This window comes from Acinetobacter sp. SH024 (assembly GCF_000163635.1).
GTDB classification, from domain to species: domain Bacteria; phylum Pseudomonadota; class Gammaproteobacteria; order Pseudomonadales; family Moraxellaceae; genus Acinetobacter; species Acinetobacter pittii.
In genome coordinates this window covers 271,147-294,684 of sequence record NZ_GG753602.1, presented here as the reverse complement: position 1 = coordinate 294,684, position 23,538 = coordinate 271,147, and the positions used below count along the sequence as shown (strand labels likewise).

Sequence of the window (23,538 nt, the reverse complement as noted above, 5' to 3'; positions counted from 1 at the left end):
TGGCAACCTGTTGATATAAAGCAAACTGAAAAGAGGTATAAGATCATGGCCGGTTTATCTATTTGGCATGTCGTTATTTTTGCAATTGTCGTTATTTTATTATTCGGTACGTCTAAATTAAAAAATATCGGTAAAGACGTAGGCGGTGCAGTAAAAGACTTTAAAAAATCAGTTCGTGAAGAAGATGAGACCACTGCTCTTAATACTCCACGAACAATTGATGCCCAAGTCAAAACACCTGACAGCACATCAGTAAAAAGCTAAAGGTTTTCGACCATGCTTGATGTAGGAATGACAGAGCTACTCTGTTTTGCAATTATTGCAATTTTAGTTTTAGGTCCGGATAAACTTCCAGAAGCTGCACGCTTTGCTGGTCGTTGGTATGTTCGCCTAAAACGTTATATTACCAATTTGCAAAATGAGATTGATCAAGAGTTGCGTCTTTCTGAGTTTCGAAAAGAGATGCAAGAAGAACTCAACCGCATTGAAGCACTAGAACGTAAAGTACAACAACAGCTTGAAGAAATTCAAAAGCAGAATATTTCTGAAAATATAGATAAGGCTGAGGCAACCAAATCAGTGCCCCAACCTATTCGGATATGTCTTCCTATATCAGGCCATTATAAAGTCCCATACATTAGAAAATTTATGCCTTTAGCATCATCAACTGATATTTCAGAGACATCACCTGTTAAATTGAAGATTGCCGTATGAACCAACTGCCTTCAACCACTGTAAATAATCAGGAAAATTTAGACCAAATGCCAATCATGAGCCATTTGGTCGTTTTACGACGTCATTTATTCAGGATTGTCGGAGTAACCTTATTTTTATTTTTTTGCTTATTACCATTTAGAAATAATACTTACCAATTACTATCTGAACCTTTGAGGCTGCAACTTCCGACCTCCTCGTCAATGATTGCAACAGATGTCACTGCAACATTCATGGCGCCTTTTAAACTCAATTTATTTGTCGCACTTGTGCTGGCAATGCCATTTATTCTGTATGAAATCTGGTCATTTGTTCGTCCAGCGCTGTATCAAAAAGAACGTCATTTAGCACTACCATTACTCATCGGTAGTATTGTCTTGTTTTATGCGGGTGTTGCTTTTGCATATTACATTACTCTTCCGGCAATTTTACATTTCTTTATTAGTGTATCGCCTGAAACTGTTGCACCGATGACGGATATTAATAGCTACCTAAGCTTCTGCTTAAAGTTATTTTTAGTATTTGGACTGACTTTTGAAATTCCAATCGCGACGCTCCTCCTTATTTTAATCGGTGTGGTAAATACAAAAAGCCTTGCTGAAAAGCGACGTTTTATCATTGTTGGATGCTTTTTTGTAGCGATGTTTATTACCCCACCAGATGCAATTTCAATGGTGATGTTAGCCATCCCAATGTGGTTGCTTTTCGAACTTGGCCTACTCTTTGGTAAAATTCTTGAGAAAAGAAAAAACCATTCTGCTGAATAAAATGATTTCTAAGAAAAAGCCTGAGCCTACAAGTTCAGGCTTTTTTATGTAGAGCACTTTTTAATCTACAAAGCAATAAACTGTCTTCAAAGTGACTTAAAAATGTAAGAAAAGTGTCATTTTCAGTCCATAGAATCAAATCAACAAATATACCCACAAAATTTACGGATTTCTTATGACAACTGCTTCTACTCAACCAACGCGTCGCGAAATTTTAAAATGGTTTTCGGGGATTCCTTTTCTACCATTAGGAGCGATGGCTACGGCAGCAACATTAGCAGGTTGTAATGATAGTGATGACAGCTCAGTAGTCACTCCAACACCACAACCAAGCAAATTTAAAAATGCAAAATTCACAGCAATGCCAGCGCCAACAACTGCAGCTGATCGTGCAACAACTGTAGTGAATTCTAAATTAAAAATTGATTGGGAAAATTCAACCAGTACTGAATACCAACTCGCTTATAAACCTTTCTTTAAAACTGGTGATAGCGTACCAAAACTTGGTGGTGGGACGATTATCGCGGGTGGTTATTTTGATGTTAACGGCAATCCAATTATGGATAAGTCAGTTGCTGGTAAAGAGCGTCAGTTCTTTTCAGACTGTCCAGATGGTTCATCTCTAATTCAATTAGAAGGTGCGAAAGTTGATGGTGTAGCAAATCCAGTGTTCCATGTTGTTCAATTTGAATACAACTCTAAAGACCAAGCAGGTGGTGATACTTACGGTCAATTACCTTCACCAATCGCAATTTTGACTTTAGATCAAGACCAAAAAACAGGTCACCTAGAACTTAAAAAATACTTCAATGTTGATACTGCACCAGTACACGGTTTATGGATTACTTGTGGTGCTAGCTTATCGCCTTGGAACACTCACTTATCAAGTGAAGAATACGAACCAGATGCATTCAATCAAGGCATTGGCGGTACAGATCCAAAATATCTTGGGAAATACTTCTTTGGTGACGAAACTAAAGCAAATCCATATAACTACGGTCATTTGCCAGAAGTAACGGTTAACCTTGATGGTACAGGTAGCATTAAAAAGCACTATTGTTTAGGGCGTATTTCTCACGAACTTATCCATGTTATGCCAGACAACCGTACAGCGCTTATGGGAGATGACTACACCAACGGTGGTTTCTTCATGTTCGTTGCTGATAAAGAAAAAGATTTATCGGCAGGGACACTATATGTTGCTAAATACATCAATACGCTAACTGAAACCTCAACTGCTAGCATTCAATGGATCAAACTTGGCCATGCGACTAGTAAAGAAATTGAGGATTTAGTTGCTGGTGGGATTAAGTCAACTGACATCATGGAAAGTTTAACAACCAATCCAAATGATGCCAGCTATACTGAAATCACTTTGGCAAAGAAACAGCTTTGGGTCAAACTTAAACCAGGTATGGAAAAAGCAGCAGCTTTCTTGGAAACACATCGTTATGCAGCACTAAAAGGTGCAAGTATGGCGTTCACCAAGATGGAAGGTACTAACGTAAATATTAAAGATAAAGTTGCTTACTCTGCTTTAGCTAATATTCAAGATTCAATGGTCATTGGCGGTAAAGGTTATGTTGCGGAACATAATGTAGGGTTCTCTAAAAAGATTACTGCTGGTGGCGTGCTTGCACACAAGTTAGGTAATAGCTTTACAGACAACGAAGGTAGCGCAATCAATAGCGAGTGGGTTCCTCTTTACTCATATATGCTACTCATGGGTGAAGATCTTGCTGCGAAAGATAGTTTAGGTAATACAGCGAATCCAGACAAAATTGCTAGCCCAGACAATCTGAAGTTCTCTGAAACTTTACGTACATTATTCATTGGTGAAGACTCAGGTAACCACGTGAACAACTTCTTGTGGGCATACAATGTAGATACCAAAGAGTTAACACGACTGCTTTCTACACCTGCAGGTGCAGAGTCAACAGGTTTACATGCTGTAGATTCAATCAACGGTTGGACTTACATCATGAGCAACTTCCAACATCCAGGCGACAGTAGTAGTGTACCTGAGGATGTTAAGGCATTAATTAACCAAAATTACAACAATGGTTATAGTGCTAACGTCGGCTATATTACAGCAGACCCAATTGCCCCTTCAGTCACAACTAAATAATTTTTCATAACCTCTTTAAATATTAAAGCTGGCTAAGGTCAGCTTTAATATTTTTACATTCAACTTTTACTTTTTATGAAAATTAAATGAAAAATTACAGAACTTTTCATTAACTTATCATCAAAACGTCAACACCTCGTCACATTCACAAACTAAGCTCATGAAGAATTTTAGAACAATCTCTTTATTTACTTAGGAATTCCCCATGACAGAGCTGTCGCCATATCATGAAGACCAAGAACTGGACAATAATACTTCTGACAACATCCACTTTCGTGACATTTTAGAACAACACATCAGTCGCCGTAGTTTAATTACTAAAGCAGCAAGTGGTGCTGTAGCATTAACTTTAGCCTCTACATTAACAGGCTGTAATGATAGCGATGATGATTCAGGTTCTAACAACGGTGGAACCACACCTGTAGATCCAAATAAAAAACCAGAAAAATTAACTTTTACCGCAGTTGCGAAAAACCATAATGATCTTGTGACTGTACCTGAAGGTTATGAAGCGAATGTCATTTTTGCTTTGGGTGATTCAATCAACCCTGCTTTTGGCGACTGGGACGACAATAATATTCCATCTGGTCCAAGCTTCCAGTTTCGCTCTGGCGACTGCCATGATGGTATGCATTATTTTGGCTTAAATACTTCAACAAACCGCTTTGACGAAAGTGTTTCAGCTGAAGGTTTGTTAGTCATGAATCACGAATATATCAACCAGACCTTCCTTCACCCAAAAGGTCCAACAAGAGTTGATGGACGTCGTCCTGAAGATGAAGTCATTCGTGAAACCAATGCGCATGGCGTTTCTATTGTTCACATTAAAAAAGACCCAACAACTCAACAAGTAACAATTGATAAAAGTTCTGCTTTTAACCGTCGTATTACAGCATCAACAGAGATGGATTTTGAAGGTGCAGCAGTTGGTTCTGGCTTGCTCGCAACTCGCTTCTCCCCTAATGCACGTAAAACTCGCGGTACCCATAATAACTGCGGTAATGGTTATACACCTTGGGGCACATACTTAACCACGGAAGAAAACTTTATTGGTTATTTCCAACGTTCAGGTAGCGATGAATATGCACGTACAGATGCAGAAAAAATTGCATTAAAGCGTTATGGGTTAGGTGTTAAAAAAGATGAGCTCTATCGTTATGAGAAAGATGAGAAAGGTGCCCCTAAAAAAGATACCGAGGGCAAAATCATTTATGAAAAAGATAAAAATGGTGAGTTAATCCCTAACGTTGATGAACAAGGACGACAAATTTATTTAGGTGCAAGTTCTCGTTACGGCTGGGAAACAGCAATTGGTCAAGTAGAGTCACAAGACTTATATGACCGCTGGAATGCCGACGTAAAAGCTGCACAAGCTACCCAAGACTACCGCAACGGTCCAAATACATTCGGATGGATGGTCGAGATTGATCCATTTGATAGACGTCAAAACCCAGTTAAACGTACTTCACTTGGTCGTTTTGCACATGAAGACAGTGCTTGCCGTGCCGTTGTAGGTCAACCATTAGCATTTTATATGGGCGATGATTCTCGCGGTGAGTACATCTATAAATTCGTCTCTACCGCAGTGTGGGATGCTAAAGATATAAATGGCGGTTATGCAGTTGGCGACAAATACATGAACGCAGGTAAATTGTATGTTGCCAAGTTTAATAACGATGGTTCAGGTCAATGGATTGAACTTGCTTATGGCAAAAATGGCTTAAATGAAAGCAACACGACCTACCCATTTAAATCTCAAGCTGACGTTGTCACATTTGCACGTTTAGCTGCCGATGCAGTCGGTGCTACAAAAATGGACCGCCCAGAATGGTGTACGGTCAACCCAGTGAACGGCGAAGTTTATGTCACACTCACCAACAACTCAAATCGTGGCAAAGATTACGCGACCGATGCTGCAAACCCACGTAACTACACAGACCTCTACAACGGCACTAAAGAGCAAAAGGGTAACGTTAACGGTCATATTATCCGTTTTAAAGAAACGGATGACAAAACGACTGCTGAAACCTTCAAGTGGGATATTTATCTATTCGGTGCGGAAGCATCTATGGCTTCAAACATCAACTTATCGGGTCTGACAGACAATAATGATTTGTCATCTCCAGATGGTATGTGGTTTGACCCACGTGGCGTACTTTGGATTCAAACAGATGATGGCGCATACACTGATGTTACTAACTGTATGATGCTTGCTGCGCTACCAGGCCAGATTGGAGATGGTGCTCCTGCAACTACCTCAAATGGTCAGCAAACTTTAGTCGGTGCTAAAGTTACAGACTCAACTTTGCGCCGTTTCTTGGTGGGACCTAAGCAATGTGAGATTACAGGTATTGCGATGACACCTGACTACAAAGCAATTTTCATTAATGTTCAACACCCTGGCGAAGATTCTGCAAGTTACTCGACACCAGAAAGTAACTGGCCAGCAACCCAGAAAGATCCAAGCAACAAAACTGCGCGTCCACGCTCAGCAACTGTTGTGATTACCCGTAAAGATGGCGGTGTGATCGTGGGTTAATTCTTAGATGATTAAAAATGCCGGTCAATTGATCGGCATTTTTATTATCATCGATTTAAGAGAACCTGTTGCTGAACAATTTGCCCACTATGCTCGCCTTGTTGGGTCTTTTCTAACCAAAGCCATTCGTTATTGGTCATTCTTAAAAAATTTGAACAACGTGTGCCATACACAGGGCTTTGAATAAAAGTCGATGATAATAACTCTTCCATTTCTGGCTGAATGCCCGTATTGGGTAATAATGCCGTTGTGACCTTACGTTCATCTTCAAGAATATCCCATGCAGCATGTTGCAAAGTTAACTCTTCCGTCTGGTGCTGAAGCATAGGCAAAAACTCTTGCGTAAAACGTGTTCTTAAATGTCTGGTTTTTTCCCAATGTTCAGACATCAAACCATTTGAAACCACATAAACACCATTTGCTAATACTTGCGGGGCTTCACCACGGTTACTCATATAAACCGCTTGATCAGCATTTCCCATAAACAGGTTAAAGCCAGCGAAGTTCTGTTGCTGCTGTTCTAATTGTTGAGCAAATCGAATCGGCAATAAATCTGACTCTAAAAAAGCCTGAACTAAATGCCCCCGAGAGGTTTCATATGATTTCTGATCTCGTCCATCCCTAAAATTGGTCAAGACAGCCCATCGGCCTTGAGGTGTAACGCCCATCCAAGTCCCACCCGACTGTAAATCTTGCCCAGCAATAATCGGTGTATGTTGCCACTGATGTAATAAAGCTGTTGGTCGATGGTAGAACTCATCCCGATTTGACATAAGACATAAGGGCATATCATCCAGAACATGCCATGCTAAAGCCACAATACACATCTTTTCTTATTCCCTATCTTTACACATTGAATGTACAACATTTTTCACATCATTCCGCTACAATCTGTCAAAACGTAAGATCAAGGAGCAGCAATGCTGACCTATCCTAATATCGATCCGGTCGCAATACATGTAGGACCTCTTCAAGTCCATTGGTATGGACTCATGTATTTATTGGCATTTTTATGTGCTTGGGGACTTGCTTCCTACCGTGCCAAACAGCGTGATGGCTGGACATCAGAAATGGTTTCCGATTTGGTGTTTTACGGTGCTTTAGGTGTCGTTCTGGGCGGTCGTGTCGGTTACGTCCTTTTCTATGAGTTTGATAAATTTCTTGAAAATCCGATTTGGCTATTCCAAGTCTGGACAGGCGGTATGAGTTTCCATGGCGGCTTCTTAGGCGTCATGATTGCGATGTTATTTTGGTGTAAAAAATATCAAAAAACATGGTTCCAAACCCTCGACTTTATTGCCCCATGTGTACCGACTGGCTTAATGTTTGGGCGCTTTGGTAACTTCATTGGTGGAGAGTTATATGGTCGTGCAGTAACTGACCCAAATTATCCATTCGGTATGATCTTCCCGACCGATCCATTACAACTGGTACGCCATCCATCACAAATTTATCAAGCAATTTGTGAAGGCTTAATTCTATTTATTGTCTTGTGGTGGTTTAGTTCAAAACCACGTCCACGCATGGCGGTTTCTGCCCTATTTTTAATGGGCTACGGTGTTGCACGCTTCGTAATGGAATTCTTCCGTCAACCAGATGCCGACCAAGGCTTTATTCTGTTTGGCTGGATGACTAAAGGTCAGATCCTCACCGTTCCAATGTTGCTGATTGGCCTTTGGATGATGTGGTATGCCTACCAAAAGAAAATCTATGACTGGGGCCCACAAAAGAACAGTTAATATGATAAATCAGAGGAGTTTCGGCTCCTCTTTTCTTTTTTATGCTACAGTTTTTACTCTCCTAAAAATGAAGATACGACATGCTGGAATTCTGGTTTAACACTCAAGTCCCGACATTTAAAAAACTAGTAATTTTAATTATTACACTGTTGATCTGTATTGGATTATATCAATACCAACCACTGCCTTTAGATACCATTCTAATGTTTACAGGAACTGGGGTTATTTTTTTAATCTGTCGCTATTTTAAATTGCATTTTGCTCAAAAAAATCCAACTGGCCTACTTTATCGCCTGCTGACTTGGATCCCTATCGCACTGTTATTTGCACTTATTTTTGTTAAAACAATGCCGAACTTGCTGATCTGGGGTGTGCAAGGAATCGCTTTTATGGCGCTTGCTGCTTTTATTTTTTCACCTCAATCACTTTTTAATAAATAGGCTCAATATATGTTGGCTTATTGGTACAACGCACCACGTCACATCAAACTTATCTTCATTATCGTTGTTTGTGTTGCAGTTTATGCTGCTAATCAAGTTCAGCCCTTACCTCCTATTTATACAATACTCAGCTTTATTTTCGGATTTGGTTTACATATTGAGCATTACTTGAATACCAAACTTTCAAACAACACATCAGGCAAATCGAGCTTGGGAGTTTTAATCAAAATCTATCCTATTTTGATCATTATTATTTTGATGTATTTGCTCCCTTTTCAGCATAAATGGATTCATCTCATACAAGCTTTAGGCTTTGTACTGGTTGGCTTTTTTCTTGTTTCGATTTATCAAAATCGTGCTAAAAGATTTAACTAAACACATTCAGCAAAAATATCTTAGAACTAATTTTAGATTTTCATCTTGAGCTACAACAGGTATCATCTTCAGTGGTTCATGATGAAGCAGCTCTATTGAGTAATTATTTATCTTCTGAGCTATCTCCCCCTTTCTATATTATGGAATTAATCCGAACTCGAGAGTGTTATGCGTGCATATTTAGACCTACTACAACATATCCTTGATAATGGCGGTGACAAAGGCGACCGTACAGGCACAGGAACCCGTTCTGTATTTGGTCATCAAATGCGTTTTGATCTCTCTAAAGGTTTTCCTTTACTCACTACCAAAAAAGTTCACTTCCGCTCGATTGTGATTGAGTTGCTTTGGTTTTTAAAAGGCGACACTAACGTCCAATACCTAAAAGACAATAAAGTTTCAATTTGGGACGAATGGGCAACAGCAGAACAAACTGCTCGCTTTGGCCGTCCAGAGCATGAACTTGGACCAGTCTATGGTCATCAATGGCGTAATTTCGGCGCAACTAAAAATGCTGACGGTACTTATAATCAAGATGGTTTTGACCAGATTAAATGGTTAATTAATGAAATTAAAACCAATCCAAATTCACGCCGTTTAATTGTTTCTGGCTGGAACCCAAATGAAGCTGGACAAGTTGCCTTACCGCCTTGCCATACGCTCTTCCAATTTTTCGTACAAGACAACAAGTTGTCATGCCAGCTTTATCAACGTAGTGCTGACGTGTTCTTAGGCGTGCCTTTTAATATCGCGAGTTATGCTCTACTCACCCATATGATTGCTCAAGTGTGCGGTTTAGGTGTAGGTGATTTTGTCTGGACTGGTGGTGATACGCATCTTTATGCCAACCATTTTGAGCAAGCACGACTACAATTAACACGTGAACCATTACCACTTTGCCAATTAAAACTTAATCCGGAAGTTAAAGACCTTTTCGATTTCAAATTTGAAGATATCGAGATTGTAGGTTACGAGTCACATCCGGCAATTAAAGCACCAGTTGCAGTATAACAAAGGCTTAAATTTCATTAAATTACGGTTTAGAGAATAAGATTATGGCATGGCAAAATGTAGAAGTTGTCCACGTTGTGGCAATGGACAAAAACCACTGTATTGGTAAAGGCAATGCGTTGCCATGGCATATTTCTGCCGACTTAAAACATTTTAAAGAAATCACACAAGGCGGTGTGGTTGTGATGGGCCGTAAAACACTTGAGTCTATGGGCCGTGCTCTACCAAACCGTGTGAACTGGGTAATTACCCGTGACATTAACTGGCAATTTGACGGTGTTAAAGTTGCATATTCAATTGAAGATGCTTTAAACGCAGCTTTAGAAGATGTAAAAAATACCGAAAAACAAGCATTGTTCATCATTGGTGGCGGTGAAATCTTTAAGCAAACCTTATCGATTGCAGACCGTCTTGAGCTCACTCATGTTGACTTAGATGTGCAAGGTGATGCACATTATCCAACAATACCGAGTGAGTTTCATAAAACCGCAAGTGAACAGCATGTTGATGAAAAATCAGGAACTTCATTCGAGTTTGCCACTTATAAAAAATAATTTTATGGATGCCTATGCACAATATCGGAACACGTGAATTTATTACTGCTCTACTTTTTGGGCTATTACATAGTTTATTCACGCTGTTTATTGTGTTCTCTAGTATTTGGGTATGCGTAGCGCTTTGGGTTCAACAACCTTTTGGCTGGTTAGGCAGCCGCATACTCATTGGCATCTGGATTGCTTTTGCACTCAGCATGGCTGGCTTATATGTTGAAGGCCATATTATTAACCGCCGTACCGATATCCTGATTTATCTTTTAGCGTTTGCCTGCTCTCTTGTTTGGTATTTTTCCATAACTGCACGTCAAGATCGTGACTGGAATCCAGAAGTTGCCAATATGCTGAGCTATGAAAAGCACGGCGATGTAATCACTTTACACAATGTTCGTAACTTCAACTGGCATCCTGATGGAACTTATGATGTGCGATGGGAAACCCGAACATTTGATCTTAAGCAATTAAATGGCATAAACATCATTGCCTCTTACTGGATGGGACCACAAATTGCTCATACACTGGTAAGCTTCGAATTTAAGAATCAGCAACCTTTAGTCTTCTCAATAGAGATTCGCAAAGAAAAAACTGAAGAGTTTTCGGTAATTGGTGGCTTTTTTAGAAAATATGAACTTAGCTTAATTGCTTCTGATGAAAAAGATATTGTCTATACGCGTAGCAACATCCGTAAAGAGCAGGTTTATAATTTCCCTGTCAATATGCCGCGTAGCGAGCAAAAAGCGCTATTTTTAGAATATCTTAAGAAATCGGATGAGCTACGTGCAGAACCGAAGTGGTACAACACACTTACGAGTAACTGTACAACTTTAATTTTTGATATGGTTCAAGCGATTAACCCCTATGAACTTCCTAAAGATTATCGTCTAATCGCTTCGGGTTACTTACCTAATTATTTATATGACCTTAAAGCACTTAATCAAAATATCAGTTTAAAACAGTGGTATCAAATTGCGCATATCAACCCAAGAACTGAAAATTTTGAACAGCTCTCAGATCAGAGTAGTGAGCACTTCTCTCAAATCGTTCGACAAGGTTTACCTAAAGCTAAATGAAATAAGTAATGCACTTTTCTTTACTTTTTTATACATGCTTTACTTTGTATTTTAAATACATAAACCCTATTGTAATAGGCAGGAAATAGAGGGAAAAACAATGCAACAGGCATTATTTGGCGGCGGCTGTTTTTGGTGCGTCGAAGCTGTATTTTTACAAATACGCGGTGTAGAAAAAGTAACGAGTGGTTATGCTGGTGGGCACACGACTAACCCTACTTACGAGCAAGTATGTCAAGGAGACACCCAGCACGCTGAGGTGATCTTAGTCGACTTTGATGAACAGCAAGTAACTTACTCCCAGTTACTCGACGTGTTCTTTGCGACTCATGATCCAACGACTTTAAACCGTCAAGGTAATGATATCGGCACACAATACCGCTCTGTTATTTACTATTATAATGAAGAGCAAAAGCAGGCAGCGGAACACACGATTCAGACTCTAAAAAATGACGATCTTGATATTGTGACTGAGCTGTCCCCTGTTCCGACATTCTATCCAGCAGAAGAATATCATCAGAATTACTATGCAAAGAATCCTTCACAAGGTTATTGCAACTTTGCGATTCCACCAAAACTGCTCAAGCTATATAGTAAATTCCAGCATCTGATGAAAGATCAGTAAATCAGAGCAATAAAAAAGCAACCAGTTTGGTTGCTTTTTTATTGAGTAAACTAAATTTTAGTTTTCACTTACAAAGGCAATATCGCTCAGTCCGGCTTCACTGGCGCGAGACATTACCTGAGCAACAGTATCGTACTTCGACTCTTTATCAGCACGAAGTTGAACTGTTGGTTTAACATCGCCTTGACCTGCTTCTTGAAAACGTTTTTGAAGCTCATCTAGGCTAATTACTTGAGTATCCCAAGCCACTTCACCATTTGCATTGATACTAATCGTAATTGCTTTTGGTGGTGGATCAATAATTTCAGCAGTTGTTTTAGGAAGCGTTAATGGAATCGATGGGTTGGCAACTGTTGCTGTGACCAAAAAGATGATCATTAACACCAACATAATGTCGATTAGCGGAATGAGATTCATCTCATTCATGCCACTATCGTGGTCTTCACCCAATTGAAAAGCCATTAAGCTTGACCTCCAACGTAACTTTGCTGTGCAGTTTTAACATCAGACTTTACAGTTGAGTCTTGCTGCAACATCGTGTCAATTAACAAGCTGTGCGCTTGATCTTGTAAGTCATGAGCAAGACCACGGTTTGCACGTACACAAATGTTATAAGCCAATACCGCTGGAATCGCAACTGCAAGACCAAGACCCGTCATAATAAGCGCTTCACCTACTGGTGTAGCCACTTGAGCCAAACCTGCTTGTCCGCTTTTACCTACGGCAACAAGCGCATGGAAAATACCCCAAACAGTACCAAACAAACCTACGAATGGTGCAATTGAAGCGATCGTTCCTAAAACAGAAATACCTTTATCAGCATTGGCCTTTTCAGCAGAAATCTGACGAAGTAATGCCTGCTCTGCAACCGCTTTACGCTGTTCAAAACTCAAAGGTTGTAACTTTGCTTTTAACGAAGTGATAGCCTGAGAAAGTTGAGCATAAGCTTGTTGTTTTAGCTGGCGAGTCCCCATCAAACGTAAGATGAAAACTGTCCAGGTAGCAATCGACATTGCCAATAAGATGAAATACAGAGTTTTACTCACTGCATCTGCATGTTGCCAATAGATTGAAAAGTTCATATTGAACTCCTGATTAAGGTTAGCCGTTGGGACTCAAATTCATTTAAGGGGTTAAATCAAAGGGTTGCTCTGCTTTAATTGGATAAGCAACACCATTTTCCATATAAGGTTTAAATTTTGCACCGCGAACAGCACGTACAACTTTATCATCTAGACTTGAAATACCACTACTTCTAGTCACTCGTACATTAATAATTTTGCCTTTTTCATCGGCTTCAATAAGTACCATGACAGAGCGTGCTTCGCCTTGTAAATCTTTTGAAGAAACTGTTAAACGTGGTGAGCGGCTCCACTGTACACCCGAACCACCAATTGAAACGCGTTTCGGTGATGGATCTGGGGCAGGTTGAGCTTTAGGCGCTTCTTGTACCACTGGTTTTGGTTTTTCAATAACTTTTTCAGTAACAGTTGTTGTTACCACTTTGGTTTCAACTTTAGGTTCTGTCTTTACTGTTTCTTTTGGTGTTTCAGCTTTTTTCACCTGTTGAATTTTTTCCACTTTTTTAGGTGGTGTCACAGGCTTTTCAACAACTTTAACTTCTTTTACCTCTTTTTTAGGTTCCGGCTTTTTAGGCGGTTCCTTTGGCTTAGGAGGTAATGGTTTTGGTTGCTCTTGAATTTTTACGAAACGTACCTGTAAAGGCTTCTTCTCGATTGGCTTTAATTCAGCAGGCTTAATATGGCTGACCGCCCATAAGACCCCGATATGACCAATTGCAACCGCAATTAGTGCCGTGATGACTTTCTTTTTCATCGGATTGGGAGAGTTTAAGGCTGCGGAAGATTGACTCATAAGAATCTAATTACCTAATGGATGATGATTTCAGATTTCTATTTGTAGAAACGATTTCAAACATCGGATAGAACAATAAAGTGCCACAATAATAAATGAGAAGTGTTTTCATTTGCAACTATTTTTTGAGAAAAACATTTGCTCAATATCACTAATTTGTATCAGTTGAGTGTCTTTGCTTTTGTTTTCTCATAGTTACATGAACGCGTATCTCTTGTTCACAAAGTGTTTAATCTAACTTATATAGTTAGGCTAATTTCACTATGAAGAGATCAAATCTTACCATAAACTCATTCAATACTGTTACGTTATATCATTTCAATATTTTTTTTGATATAAAAAAAACACGCATGAAGCGTGCTTTTTTTAAATAAGCGTTATTTAAAAAACAACTGTCTTGTTACCATCAACAATAATACGGTCTTCTAAATGCCATTTTACTGCACGAGCCAATACATTACGCTCAACATCTTCACCTAGCTCACGAAGTTGCTCAACATTATAGTCATGGCTTACACGCTCAACGTCTTGCTCAATAATTGGACCTTGGTCTAGATCAGCCGTCACATAGTGAGCTGTCGCACCAATCAACTTCACACCTTTTTCATAAGCTTGTTTATATGGGTTGGCACCCACGAAAGCTGGCAAGAAAGAATGGTGGATATTGATGATTTTCATTTCCCATTTCGCAACAAAATCTTCGCTTAAAATCTGCATATAACGTGCAAGAACTAACAAGTCATTGCCCTGCATCATTTCATCAATTTGTGCATAAGCTTCAGCTTTATTATCTTTATTTACTTTAATTACAGTAAATGGAATACCGAAGTTCTCAACAGATTCACGTAAATCTTCGTGGTTAGAAATCACGTGTGTAATTTCACAAGGTAACGACCCGCGTGCATGACGCCACAATAACTCAAGTAAAGCATGGTCGACTTTAGAAACTAAAATACCAACCTTTTTAATTTCGTTTACGAAAGCAAGACGCCATTGCATGCCATAACGCTCAGCAACGTTGGCAGCAAATGTTTGAATTAATGCATCTTTACGTGACTGTAAATGGTCAAGTTCAAACTCAACACGCATGAAATAACGTCCACCCTGAGCTTCCGTCGCATACTGATCAAGCGCGGTAATGTTTGCACCTTGGTGGTACAAAAAGCTCGATACGGCCTGTACGATCCCAGGCTTGTCTTCACAAGTAATCAGTAAACGGGCTGTATTGGCAGTGGTCATATTCATTTGGTTAATATCACTTAATTGAGTCAAATTTTTAATAAGCCGAGTATTCTAGCGCTCTAAATAGGCAAGTACAACTATTCATCTTTTAACGACGACAAGCTGGCGAATAGATCAGAAGGCCCCAGTGAATCAAGCAACTGCTCGTAAGTTGCTCGGCTTTCTCCCATAAGATAAGGACCTTCAAGGAAAACCATTTGACGTAATGCCTGCCAAACCCATTTTTCTTCTAAGTGGTTATTGTCACTAATGTGACCAGACATATATAAAAAGTTTGTCCAGTTTGTTAATACAATCCATAAGTTAATAATGAGCGCTTCAATTTCAGATGGTGTCATTTTCATAAGGCCGGCATCGACAAAGGCTTGATAAATTTTTTGCCCTTGCTGCATGACCTGCCCCGCAAAACGCGGATAAATCTTTTTAAAGTCTTCGTTACTTTCAACTAAATGATAGACATCACGATGGATAAAACGGTAACTCCAAAGTTGACCACTTAACACTTGAAAATAGTTGATTTTGTCATTGGTCGTTAGTGGTCTGTCTTCAGGTAAAGACAGCATTTCCAAAGTCTCAACCTGATATTGGTACATTAATTCTTTAATAATTTCATGCTTATTCCGGAAATGGTAATACAAGTTTCCAGGACTAATACCTAACTCCGCCGCAATATGATTGGTTGTAACCGACCGTTCACCTCGCTCGTTAAAAAGCTGCAAACTGATTTGTAAAATCCGGTCTTTTGTCTTCAGAGCTTTAGGTAGAGACATTTTAATAACCTTTAATAATTCACATGGTTAAGACTTAAACACATAAACCGACTTGACTATTTAGAGTATTTACTCTAAAAAATAAGTATATCAGTATATTTGGTAAGTACCGATGAACAGTCAAACAAAAACAAATCCAGAGACTCAGCTTCCTTATGATGTTAAGCATTTACATGATTTGCTTGAACAACAAAAGCTCGCTTATTTACGTCATCCGGTACCCACTGCTAAAGAGCGTATTGATCGTTTAGCTCGTCTTAAAAGAGTCTTGGTAAAATATCAAGATCAGATTGCCGAAGCAATTAACCTTGATTATGGCAATCGTGCAGTTATGGAAACAAAAATTGGTGAACTACTCACGAGTTTGGAACAAATTAAATATTACAGTAAGCATTTAACTGCGTGGATGAAACCATCAAAACGCCACATCAGTGTATTACATCAGCCAGCAAAAGGTTGGGTACAATATCAGCCTATGGGTGTCATTGGTATTATTACACCTTGGAATTACCCATTATTGCTTTCAGTGGGGCCACTAATCTGCGCACTAGCTGCGGGCAATCATGCAATGATCAAAATTTCTAGTGCCTCTCCAAATTTTGGACGTGTCCTTGAAAGTGCATTGGCAGAAGCATTCCCACAAGAATTAGTTGCTGTGGTAAATGGTGGTGGCGTTATTTCAGATGCGTTTAGTCATTTGCCTTTTGACAAAATGATTTTCACAGGCTCAACTTCTGTTGGTAAAACAGTGATGGCAGCCGCAGCTCAAAATCTAGTTCCAGTTATTCTTGAGTTGGGCGGAAAATCTCCTGCCTTAGTACACGCATCAATGGACATGAAAGATGTTGCCCAGCGTATTGCTGTAGGTAAATTATGGAATGCAGGACAAACTTGTGTTGCGCCAGATCATATTTTCTTACCACGAGGCAAAACTGCCGAGTTCATCGAAAACTTTAAATTGATTGTGGCTGGAATGTATCCTCATTTCCGCAACAACCAAGACTACACCTCTATTATTAATGATAAACAGTACAACCGCATTCAGGGTTATCTTGAAAATGCCCGTGATCAAGGTGCACGTATTGTTGAAATTAATCCGCAAAATGAAATTTTAGATGATGTCCGTAAAATTGCGCCAACTTTAGTCACTGGCGTGACGACCGCAATGGATATTATGCAAAATGAAATCTTCGGGCCTATTCTGCCAATTTTAGAATATGACCAAATAGAAGAAGTCATCGAATTCATTAATAGTCGTCCACGTCCTCTAGCGATGTATTATTTTGATTATGATCAAGCGCGTGCTGACTATATTGCACAGCACACCCATTCAGGGCATTTCGGAATTAACATGGTGATTACCCATGTTGCACAAGATGATTTACCGTTTGGCGGAATTGGCGCATCAGGTATGGGTAAATATCACGGACCAGAGGGCTTTTTTAGCCTTTCTCATGAGCGTTCGGTGATGTCAAATCCAAAACTTTATAGCCTTAAATACATTCTTCCACCGTTCAATAAGCCGATTCATCGATTCATTTCGAAAACCTTGTTGCGCTAACTGATCAAGGCATGATCTGTTATACTAAATCATGCCTCGTTTTTACCAATTTCGCTTGTCTTTTAATCGTATTTTTGGTATAAAACGCCCCTTGAATGAATTCATCCGTTTACATTTAGTATGACTGGCCACAGATTTGCTGTTGGCTGAATCAATGGAGTTACACCATGTCTAAGGTTTGCCAAGTTACCGGCAAGCGTCCAGTCGTTGGTAACAACGTCTCACACGCCAACAACAAAACCAAGCGCCGGTTCGAGCCGAACCTGCACCACCACCGTTTCTGGTTAGAAAGCGAAAAACGTTTTGTACGTCTTCGTTTAACCACTAAAGGTATGCGTATTATTGACAAATTGGGTATCGAAAAGGTTGTTGCAGACCTTCGTGCTCAAGGTCAAAAGATCTAAGGAGTCTGAGCAATGCGTGATAAGATTCGCCTCGTTTCTTCAGCTGGTACAGGTTACTTCTATACCACGACTAAAAACAAACGTACTATGCCGGAAAAAATGGAAATCAAAAAATTTGATCCAAAAATCCGTCAACACGTGATTTTCAAAGAAGCTAAAATCAAATAATTTTAGCCTCGAAAAAAACGACTTCTTTATGAAGTCGTTTTTTTTTGCATTTTTTTTATACCCACCTTTTTGTTAAACTTTCTCTACATTCCGCCTTGGCATTTTTTATGCTTGTTTTTAGCCTAACTCACGTAAAAGGAGTTTTTAGTGCCGCATGACGTAGATTTAATTATTTTACTTGCTGTTGGTTTCGGCGTTGCCCTCATTTTTGGCTATATTGCAGCCCGATTACGACTCCCCCCTCTTATCGGCTATTTAATTGCCGGAATTATTATTAGCCCAAATACACCGGGTATAGAAGCAGATATCCACCTTGCCAACCAGCTTGCAGAACTCGGGGTCATGTTCCTGATGTTTGGTGTAGGGATGCACTTTTCATTAAAAGACTTATTACTAGTTCGTCGTATTGCCTTGCCTGGCGCAATTTTACAGATCGCTGTTGCAACCTTACTTGGTATTGGCGTTTCAATGCTATGGGGATGGAGTTTCGGGTCTGCACTCGTTTTTGGCTTAAGTCTATCGTGTGCGAGTACAGTTGTATTATTAAAGGCATTAGGAGACAGAGGTCTTTTAGACTCAGTTAACGGCAAAATTGCTGTGGGTTGGCTGTTAGTCGAAGATTTAGTGATGGTACTGGTTTTAGTACTTCTTCCAGCTACAGCTGTTTTACTCGGTGGAAAAGCACCAGCAGGTGCAGACGGTAATATCTGGTTAACCCTTGGAATCACCTTATTAAAGGTGATTGGCTTTATTGCCTTTATGCTCATTGTAGGCAAGCGCGTTGTGCCTATTATTATGCAATTTGTTGCTCGTTTAGGGTCAAGAGAGCTATTTACGCTGACTGTCGTCGCTGCGGCAGTTTCGATTGCTTATGGTTCTTATGCCATTTTTGGGGTTTCAATGGCTTTAGGGGCATTCTTTGCAGGTATGGTCGTTAAAGAATCAGACTTTAGCCATCGTGCAGAGGAAGAGACTCTTCCACTACGTGAAATTTTCTCGATTTTATTTTTCGTTTCTGTGGGCATGCTGTTTGATCCACATATTCTTGTTGAGAGCCCGCTCCATATTTTAGCTGTTATCGCGATTATTATGGTGGGTAAGACACTTGCTGCAATGGCATTAGTTTTATTCTTCCGCTATCCAATCAATACAGCTTTAACAGTCGGGGCAAGCCTTGCACAGATTGGTGAGTTTTCATTTATTTTGGCGACACTTGGTGTTTCTTTAGGCCTATTAAGCTTAGAAGCTCAAAATCTAATTCTAGCGGGCGCTTTATTTTCAATTACGCTTAACTCTTTCATCTTCTCAGCGATTGAACCTGTACAACGCTGGATTCGTGAACGTTCTCACTTAGCCCGACTGCTTGAACGTAGCGGCGACCCATTGGCAATGTTACCCGATGAAGTTGATCAAGCTTATTTACGTGATCAGGTCGTGATTGTGGGATATGGTGGTGTAGGACGACGTATTACTGAAAATTTAATTAATGAGAATATTAAGGTCGTTATTGCAGAAGAGAATCGTGAAATCGTAGAAAAGCTACGTAACGCAAATATTGCTGCTGTGAGTGGTGTTGCTACTGAACCAAGTGTTTTAATTCAAGCACATATCATGCATGCACGACTCTTGGTAATCTCACCTATGGATATTTTAGATATTCACCGTATCGTGGCGATTGCCAAGCAATTAAATCCTCAGATTCAGGTATTAATTTGCGCAGAAAGCAAAGAAGAAGCAGCGGTTATCCGTGATGAAAATATTGGCGAAGTGTTCTATGCAAAAGAAGAAATGGCAAAGAATATGAGTCACCACATCTTAAGTCAGATCGAGCTTGCTCATCAGTCAACAATTCATTAACCCATATAAAAAGCGTACTCAAGAGTACGCTTTTTTTAACTCAAGAATTTAGGCTGTTCGTCTAATACCTCAGCCTGCCACTCGTTTACCTGCTTTTCCAGCAGTCCAAACAATGCAGCCTGAATCATATGCTGAGCAACAACTGGAGTCTGCTCACCCAAGATTGCTTTGACTTCATCGCTAAATTGAATTTTAACCAAGGGTTCATTCTCAGAACCTGCATTACGCAAGGCGAGTTCACCACCTTCGAGTTGAACTAATTCCAACACTGCTTCTTGATTTCCAAATAACTCTTTCAATTGCTGTATAGACATATACTTCCTCCATGTTTCAACATGGTGGCAAAGCACCCTTGCACTTTGCATCTCTTGTCTTATTTATATAGGCACACCTAGTCGAAATTTCAAGCATCTAGGCAGTTTAATTTTAGAACTCGACCATTTCGTTACGAAAACCATCAATTAAATGACTTAATTCTCGGTGCCATTCACGCAAGATTTTAACATCTGGCAACCAAGACTGAGGCCCTTGTGTCACTTTAATAATAAGGTTAGAAGAAGTTTCTTCTTCAGGAGTCGGTTCTTTTGGTTCTGGGGCGTATTGGCACATACGATAAGCTCGTTTTAACTCTGCAACAAAACCATCTTTTGCCAATTGCTGCAAAACGGACACTTCAGGGGAAACCTGTCCTTTTGCCGCCATATGTTCCTCAATAGATTTTAAGGTGGGTTGCAAATCATTTAAACGGTAATAACGTACCAATTCTTGTAAGAACGCTAACATTGCGCCATGTAAATGAAATACAGCTGCTTCACGGTAAGCTTGTACCTGCTGCACATGATCGGTCTGCTCTGCCTGTTGACACGCTAGACGTGCAAAATAGAGCTTCTGATTGGTACGATCGGCATGATAACGAGCAACACGTGACATAACTAAACTTTCCTGTTCTAAAATCGCCATTGCAATAGCTATTCTTAGCTTAACGACTCCATTGATAAAATCAACGTTATTTATGGTAAATCCAGCTCAACTTGATAAATTTTACGTTTAGCTAAAATTTTCACTGGCTGTTTTATAGGACGAACATTACTTAAGACCCAAGCAAAATACCCTTCACTCCAAGCAGATGCACAGGCTAAATTGACCTCGTCATTTCGCCAAGTATGAACTGAGTCGACATCAACTAAAGCGACAGCAACTCCCTCCTCTTCATCAGTATCTTTAACCAGAAAGTTCTGGTTTTCGACAATTAATAGATCTTTCACTGGTAACTGTGTAGGCACCCATGAACGTACTTCAAGTGTTTTTATACCTTTAGCAATACGAGTACCATTCGGCGTTACAATTGAGAGAGCTAAAAATTGTCTTTTCATCAGGAAAACTTATTCTTCGGCTGCTTTAACTCGAATTCCATAGCCTTTAACTTTAAGCGTATTTAAGCCTTTAATTGCCTTAATCGCTTCACGGGGATTAGGCATTTCAACAAAACCAAAGCCCTTCGATTTACCTGTATCTTTATCAGTCACAAGAACACATGTATCAACTTTACCATATGCCTTAAACAACTCTAAAACTTCAGCTTCACTTACAGCACGATCTAAATTACGAACTAATATTTTCATTTTCTAACCTTAATTGGCAATAAAAGGGAGAGCCAATATACATTTAAGTAATCACAGCGTCTTATACAGTAGTTTAGTCCAGATCGATACCAAAACCTAAATTTACTGCAGGAGATCTGTTCCATTGTTTTTTAGTAAATTGCTGAGGTACTTGTCTATGAATTTTTGCTTGAACCAAGTGTGCAGGCAGATCATTTAAGAAATAACTCTCAATTTTACGACCTTGCTCATCATAAGTGTCTTGCGACCACGTATTAAGATTTTGCTTCGTCAAGATTAATTCATTTTCAGCACGCGTTAAGGCGACATACAGCACACGGCGCTCTTCCTCAACATCATCAAAATCACCCTGTGCTCTTGCATAAGGATATTGATTTGGCGATACGTGAGGTACATAACAAACTTTCTGTTCGGCACCCTTAGCTGAATGAATCGTAATTAAAGTTACCAAATCTTGATCAGCAGCTTTTTCAATTTCAGAAACTGAAATCGGCTCAAGTACATATTCCTCAAGGAATTCACCTAACGACGCATGTTTGCGTGCAAGTTGCTTAACCAAATCAAAGTCTTTTAAACGGCGTGACCAATCTTTAGTTTTATAATTTTGCTCTAGCTGTTCACCTAAAGCATCGAGAGCCAAGCCAATACTTGCCTCGACATGCTGCTGTAATACATCTAGCTGTTTTAAAATTAAAATCGCTTGTAGAGGTACCTTGCCATGGCGTTCAAGTCGCTGACAGCGCTCCTCGACATCAACAATTCCCATCAGCTCTTGGGCTAACTTACTAGCACCAACATCACCGATCCCATCCCACAAGGTTAGAAAGCGCATCCAAGCCAAATCATCGTGAGGGTTACTCACAATACGTAGCAGGCTCAGTACATCTTTTACATGGGCCGACTCAAGAAGCTTTACCCCACCAATAAAACGATAAGGTATTTCAGCAGCAATAAAAGCCCCTTCTAGATATCGGGCACTATAACCAGAACGAACTAACACCATATGGTCATGCCAGTTTGCACCTTGCTGATGGCGCGTTATTAAATCTTGTGCAATCCAGTTTGCTTCTTCAAACTCATTACCAAACAAATGTAGCTGTGGCTTTTGCCCTTGGCCACGATGCGCTTGTAGCTGTTTTTGATAATCGATTGGGCTATGTGCCAACAACCAATTTGATAAATCTAGAATTTCTTGAGTCGAGCGATAATTTAAAGCCAGTGTAAGTACTTCTGCATCAGGTATTCGTTCTTTAAAAGAATGAATATTTTCAAAGTCTGCGCCACGAAAGCCATAAATGGACTGAGCGTCATCACCCACGCAAAACAACTTCACTTTACCAATTAAGGGCTGCAACAAAGCCCATTGCAAAGGGTTTGTATCTTGCATTTCATCAACTAGCAATGCCTGACAAAAACCTGCAACCCAATTGGTCAACGCTTCTGAGTTTTGTAAATGAACAGCCACAATCGACAAGATATCGTCATAATCTAAAAAATTACGCTCTCTTTTGCGTTGCTCATAAGTTTTCATCAACTCAGCAATTTGAGTTTTATGCTCATATGCATCTGGAAGCTGTTTGATTAATGCTTCAGAAAGCTTTGTTTGAGTATTTCTTGCATAGGAATATAGATCACACAGCTCTGCCGCTTTAGGTAAAACATTATCTTTGTCTTTACCTCTTAATAAACGGAACATCAGCAACTGATCATCACGATCAATAATACTAAATTGATTTAAGCCAAAAGCTTGTGGATTACGGCGCAGTAAATACATACAAAAAGTATGAAAAGTTGAAGCTCTTAGGCCTTTTGCCTGTGCTCCTACATGCTGCTCTACTCTTGCAACAATCTCACTCGCAGCACGTCGAGTAAACGTTAAAATCTGAATTTGGTTTGCTGGTAAGCCTTGATCAATTAAATAGGCAGCACGGGCAACAATCGTCTTAGTCTTGCCACAGCCAGCACCTGCTAAAACTAAACAGTTCTGCGCAGACGTCGTGGCTGCTTTTTTTTGCTGAGCATTTAGTTCATTAATTAATTTTGCAAGACTCATAACACATATCGCTAAAACACCAAG

Annotated in this window: 26 protein-coding genes and 1 pseudogene; 16 read left to right on the top strand and 11 right to left on the bottom strand. The window is 39.7% G+C overall.

What is annotated here, in order from left to right:
* The first annotated feature begins 45 nt into the window (after positions 1–45).
* From HMPREF0013_RS17945 to HMPREF0013_RS17925, 5 genes are all read left to right on the top strand, one after another.
* Entirely contained in the window at positions 46–264 is a 219-nt protein-coding gene (locus HMPREF0013_RS17945) for a Sec-independent protein translocase subunit TatA (RefSeq protein WP_002114991.1), read from the top strand.
* Between the two features lie 12 nt (positions 265–276).
* Complete coding sequence (gene tatB / locus HMPREF0013_RS17940) at positions 277–714, top strand: Sec-independent protein translocase protein TatB (protein ID WP_002114889.1); 438 nt, start codon at positions 277–279, stop codon at positions 712–714.
* Positions 711–1,481, top strand: a complete 771-nt coding sequence (gene tatC / locus HMPREF0013_RS17935) for a twin-arginine translocase subunit TatC (RefSeq protein WP_002114673.1) — start codon at positions 711–713, stop codon at positions 1,479–1,481. Before tatB ends, tatC begins: the two co-directional genes overlap by 4 nt.
* A gap of 175 nt (positions 1,482–1,656) precedes the next feature.
* Complete coding sequence (locus HMPREF0013_RS17930; protein ID WP_002114895.1) at positions 1,657–3,609, top strand: PhoX family protein; 1,953 nt, start codon at positions 1,657–1,659, stop codon at positions 3,607–3,609.
* A gap of 205 nt (positions 3,610–3,814) precedes the next feature.
* Positions 3,815–6,148, top strand: coding sequence for a PhoX family protein (locus tag HMPREF0013_RS17925; RefSeq protein WP_002115117.1), 2,334 nt, complete (start codon positions 3,815–3,817; stop codon positions 6,146–6,148).
* 47 nt (positions 6,149–6,195) lie between these two features.
* On the opposite strand, the gene HMPREF0013_RS17920 is transcribed toward HMPREF0013_RS17925, so the two are convergent.
* On the bottom strand, positions 6,196–6,975 hold the full coding sequence (locus HMPREF0013_RS17920; protein ID WP_002114777.1) for an NRDE family protein: 780 nt from the start codon (positions 6,973–6,975) through the stop codon (positions 6,196–6,198).
* Positions 6,976–7,068: 93 nt separating this feature from the next.
* Between HMPREF0013_RS17920 and lgt the strand changes: the two genes are divergently transcribed.
* The 7 genes and pseudogenes from lgt (at position 7,069) to msrA (ending at position 11,962) form a co-directional block, all read left to right on the top strand.
* On the top strand, positions 7,069–7,887 hold the full coding sequence (lgt, locus tag HMPREF0013_RS17915; RefSeq protein ID WP_002114980.1) for a prolipoprotein diacylglyceryl transferase: 819 nt from the start codon (positions 7,069–7,071) through the stop codon (positions 7,885–7,887).
* Between the two features lie 80 nt (positions 7,888–7,967).
* Positions 7,968–8,327: a hypothetical protein gene (locus HMPREF0013_RS17910; protein ID WP_002115133.1), complete on the top strand. Its 360-nt coding sequence runs from the start codon at positions 7,968–7,970 to the stop codon at positions 8,325–8,327.
* A gap of 9 nt (positions 8,328–8,336) precedes the next feature.
* Positions 8,337–8,724: pseudogene (locus HMPREF0013_RS0105570) on the top strand (hypothetical protein); the annotation flags it as partial.
* A 146-nt stretch (positions 8,725–8,870) separates the two neighbouring features.
* The gene (gene thyA / locus HMPREF0013_RS17905; RefSeq protein WP_002115009.1) at positions 8,871–9,713 is read left to right on the top strand and encodes a thymidylate synthase; all 843 of its coding nucleotides are present in this window, start codon (positions 8,871–8,873) and stop codon (positions 9,711–9,713) included.
* Positions 9,714–9,757: 44 nt separating this feature from the next.
* A complete protein-coding gene (locus HMPREF0013_RS17900; RefSeq protein ID WP_002114723.1) occupies positions 9,758–10,267 on the top strand; it encodes a dihydrofolate reductase in 510 nt (169 codons plus the stop codon).
* A gap of 14 nt (positions 10,268–10,281) precedes the next feature.
* Positions 10,282–11,337: a DUF4105 domain-containing protein gene (locus HMPREF0013_RS17895; RefSeq protein WP_002115155.1), complete on the top strand. Its 1,056-nt coding sequence runs from the start codon at positions 10,282–10,284 to the stop codon at positions 11,335–11,337.
* Between the two features lie 100 nt (positions 11,338–11,437).
* Positions 11,438–11,962, top strand: a complete 525-nt coding sequence (msrA, locus tag HMPREF0013_RS17890; RefSeq protein ID WP_002114706.1) for a peptide-methionine (S)-S-oxide reductase MsrA — start codon at positions 11,438–11,440, stop codon at positions 11,960–11,962.
* A gap of 57 nt (positions 11,963–12,019) precedes the next feature.
* Here the strand turns inward: msrA and HMPREF0013_RS17885 are convergent, their stop codons facing one another.
* From HMPREF0013_RS17885 to HMPREF0013_RS17865, 5 genes are all read right to left on the bottom strand, one after another.
* Positions 12,020–12,424, bottom strand: coding sequence for an ExbD/TolR family protein (locus HMPREF0013_RS17885; RefSeq protein ID WP_000885432.1), 405 nt, complete (start codon positions 12,422–12,424; stop codon positions 12,020–12,022).
* Complete coding sequence (locus tag HMPREF0013_RS17880) at positions 12,424–13,044, bottom strand: MotA/TolQ/ExbB proton channel family protein (protein WP_001011664.1); 621 nt, start codon at positions 13,042–13,044, stop codon at positions 12,424–12,426. Before HMPREF0013_RS17880 ends, HMPREF0013_RS17885 begins: the two co-directional genes overlap by 1 nt.
* A gap of 43 nt (positions 13,045–13,087) precedes the next feature.
* Entirely contained in the window at positions 13,088–13,837 is a 750-nt protein-coding gene (locus HMPREF0013_RS17875; RefSeq protein WP_002114938.1) for an energy transducer TonB, read from the bottom strand.
* Positions 13,838–14,218: 381 nt separating this feature from the next.
* Positions 14,219–15,082, bottom strand: a complete 864-nt coding sequence (gene purU, locus HMPREF0013_RS17870) for a formyltetrahydrofolate deformylase (RefSeq protein ID WP_019768007.1) — start codon at positions 15,080–15,082, stop codon at positions 14,219–14,221.
* A gap of 74 nt (positions 15,083–15,156) precedes the next feature.
* A complete protein-coding gene (locus tag HMPREF0013_RS17865) occupies positions 15,157–15,849 on the bottom strand; it encodes a TetR/AcrR family transcriptional regulator (protein WP_002114968.1) in 693 nt (230 codons plus the stop codon).
* A gap of 112 nt (positions 15,850–15,961) precedes the next feature.
* Between HMPREF0013_RS17865 and HMPREF0013_RS17860 the strand changes: the two genes are divergently transcribed.
* The 4 genes from HMPREF0013_RS17860 (at position 15,962) to HMPREF0013_RS17845 (ending at position 19,839) form a co-directional block, all read left to right on the top strand.
* Positions 15,962–17,410, top strand: coding sequence for a coniferyl aldehyde dehydrogenase (locus HMPREF0013_RS17860; protein ID WP_002115149.1), 1,449 nt, complete (start codon positions 15,962–15,964; stop codon positions 17,408–17,410).
* 167 nt (positions 17,411–17,577) lie between these two features.
* Complete coding sequence (gene rpmB / locus HMPREF0013_RS17855) at positions 17,578–17,814, top strand: 50S ribosomal protein L28 (protein ID WP_000048256.1); 237 nt, start codon at positions 17,578–17,580, stop codon at positions 17,812–17,814.
* Positions 17,815–17,826: 12 nt separating this feature from the next.
* Positions 17,827–17,982, top strand: coding sequence for a 50S ribosomal protein L33 (gene rpmG / locus HMPREF0013_RS17850; RefSeq protein ID WP_001205031.1), 156 nt, complete (start codon positions 17,827–17,829; stop codon positions 17,980–17,982).
* Positions 17,983–18,129: 147 nt separating this feature from the next.
* Positions 18,130–19,839 (top strand): cation:proton antiporter, encoded by a 1,710-nt coding sequence (locus HMPREF0013_RS17845; protein WP_002115151.1) that lies wholly within the window; start codon positions 18,130–18,132, stop codon positions 19,837–19,839.
* 35 nt (positions 19,840–19,874) lie between these two features.
* Here HMPREF0013_RS17845 and HMPREF0013_RS17840 read toward each other — a convergent pair whose 3' ends face one another.
* The 5 genes from HMPREF0013_RS17840 to HMPREF0013_RS17820 all read right to left on the bottom strand — a co-directional run bounded on the left by HMPREF0013_RS17840 (position 19,875) and on the right by HMPREF0013_RS17820 (position 23,514).
* A complete protein-coding gene (locus tag HMPREF0013_RS17840) occupies positions 19,875–20,153 on the bottom strand; it encodes a hypothetical protein (RefSeq protein WP_002114792.1) in 279 nt (92 codons plus the stop codon).
* Positions 20,154–20,265: 112 nt separating this feature from the next.
* Positions 20,266–20,769 carry a DUF6586 family protein gene (locus tag HMPREF0013_RS17835; RefSeq protein WP_005066079.1) on the bottom strand — a complete coding sequence of 168 codons (504 nt, stop codon included), beginning with the start codon at positions 20,767–20,769 and terminating at the stop codon, positions 20,266–20,268.
* An 80-nt stretch (positions 20,770–20,849) separates the two neighbouring features.
* A complete protein-coding gene (locus HMPREF0013_RS17830; protein WP_002115036.1) occupies positions 20,850–21,212 on the bottom strand; it encodes an ASCH domain-containing protein in 363 nt (120 codons plus the stop codon).
* A gap of 9 nt (positions 21,213–21,221) precedes the next feature.
* Positions 21,222–21,461, bottom strand: a complete 240-nt coding sequence (locus HMPREF0013_RS17825; RefSeq protein ID WP_002115113.1) for an RNA recognition motif domain-containing protein — start codon at positions 21,459–21,461, stop codon at positions 21,222–21,224.
* A gap of 73 nt (positions 21,462–21,534) precedes the next feature.
* A complete protein-coding gene (locus tag HMPREF0013_RS17820; protein ID WP_002114708.1) occupies positions 21,535–23,514 on the bottom strand; it encodes an ATP-dependent helicase in 1,980 nt (659 codons plus the stop codon).
* Positions 23,515–23,538: the final 24 nt, after the last annotated feature.

Excerpts from the sequence above, each read along its gene's own strand:
- HMPREF0013_RS17925 (WP_002115117.1), top strand. The coding sequence starts at position 3,815 with ATGACAGAGCTGTCGCCATATCATGAAGACCAAGAACTGGACAATAAT.
- HMPREF0013_RS17880 (WP_001011664.1), bottom strand. The coding sequence starts at position 13,044 with ATGAACTTTTCAATCTATTGGCAACATGCAGATGCAGTGAGTAAAACT.
- HMPREF0013_RS17830 (WP_002115036.1), bottom strand. The coding sequence starts at position 21,212 with ATGAAAAGACAATTTTTAGCTCTCTCAATTGTAACGCCGAATGGTACT.
- HMPREF0013_RS17860 (WP_002115149.1), top strand. The coding sequence starts at position 15,962 with ATGAACAGTCAAACAAAAACAAATCCAGAGACTCAGCTTCCTTATGAT.
- HMPREF0013_RS17835 (WP_005066079.1), bottom strand. The coding sequence starts at position 20,769 with ATGTCACGTGTTGCTCGTTATCATGCCGATCGTACCAATCAGAAGCTC.
- HMPREF0013_RS17900 (WP_002114723.1), top strand. The coding sequence starts at position 9,758 with ATGGCATGGCAAAATGTAGAAGTTGTCCACGTTGTGGCAATGGACAAA.
- HMPREF0013_RS17945 (WP_002114991.1), top strand. The coding sequence starts at position 46 with ATGGCCGGTTTATCTATTTGGCATGTCGTTATTTTTGCAATTGTCGTT.
- lgt (WP_002114980.1), top strand. The coding sequence starts at position 7,069 with ATGCTGACCTATCCTAATATCGATCCGGTCGCAATACATGTAGGACCT.
- HMPREF0013_RS17920 (WP_002114777.1), bottom strand. The coding sequence starts at position 6,975 with ATGTGTATTGTGGCTTTAGCATGGCATGTTCTGGATGATATGCCCTTA.
- msrA (WP_002114706.1), top strand. The coding sequence starts at position 11,438 with ATGCAACAGGCATTATTTGGCGGCGGCTGTTTTTGGTGCGTCGAAGCT.
- HMPREF0013_RS17820 (WP_002114708.1), bottom strand. The coding sequence starts at position 23,514 with ATGAGTCTTGCAAAATTAATTAATGAACTAAATGCTCAGCAAAAAAAA.
- HMPREF0013_RS17895 (WP_002115155.1), top strand. The coding sequence starts at position 10,282 with ATGCACAATATCGGAACACGTGAATTTATTACTGCTCTACTTTTTGGG.
- HMPREF0013_RS17875 (WP_002114938.1), bottom strand. The coding sequence starts at position 13,837 with ATGAGTCAATCTTCCGCAGCCTTAAACTCTCCCAATCCGATGAAAAAG.
- HMPREF0013_RS17825 (WP_002115113.1), bottom strand. The coding sequence starts at position 21,461 with ATGAAAATATTAGTTCGTAATTTAGATCGTGCTGTAAGTGAAGCTGAA.
- HMPREF0013_RS17910 (WP_002115133.1), top strand. The coding sequence starts at position 7,968 with ATGCTGGAATTCTGGTTTAACACTCAAGTCCCGACATTTAAAAAACTA.
- tatC (WP_002114673.1), top strand. The coding sequence starts at position 711 with ATGAACCAACTGCCTTCAACCACTGTAAATAATCAGGAAAATTTAGAC.
- HMPREF0013_RS17865 (WP_002114968.1), bottom strand. The coding sequence starts at position 15,849 with ATGTCTCTACCTAAAGCTCTGAAGACAAAAGACCGGATTTTACAAATC.
- rpmG (WP_001205031.1), top strand. The coding sequence starts at position 17,827 with ATGCGTGATAAGATTCGCCTCGTTTCTTCAGCTGGTACAGGTTACTTC.
- HMPREF0013_RS17840 (WP_002114792.1), bottom strand. The coding sequence starts at position 20,153 with ATGTCTATACAGCAATTGAAAGAGTTATTTGGAAATCAAGAAGCAGTG.
- HMPREF0013_RS17885 (WP_000885432.1), bottom strand. The coding sequence starts at position 12,424 with ATGGCTTTTCAATTGGGTGAAGACCACGATAGTGGCATGAATGAGATG.
- thyA (WP_002115009.1), top strand. The coding sequence starts at position 8,871 with ATGCGTGCATATTTAGACCTACTACAACATATCCTTGATAATGGCGGT.
- HMPREF0013_RS17930 (WP_002114895.1), top strand. The coding sequence starts at position 1,657 with ATGACAACTGCTTCTACTCAACCAACGCGTCGCGAAATTTTAAAATGG.
- tatB (WP_002114889.1), top strand. The coding sequence starts at position 277 with ATGCTTGATGTAGGAATGACAGAGCTACTCTGTTTTGCAATTATTGCA.
- rpmB (WP_000048256.1), top strand. The coding sequence starts at position 17,578 with ATGTCTAAGGTTTGCCAAGTTACCGGCAAGCGTCCAGTCGTTGGTAAC.
- purU (WP_019768007.1), bottom strand. The coding sequence starts at position 15,082 with ATGAATATGACCACTGCCAATACAGCCCGTTTACTGATTACTTGTGAA.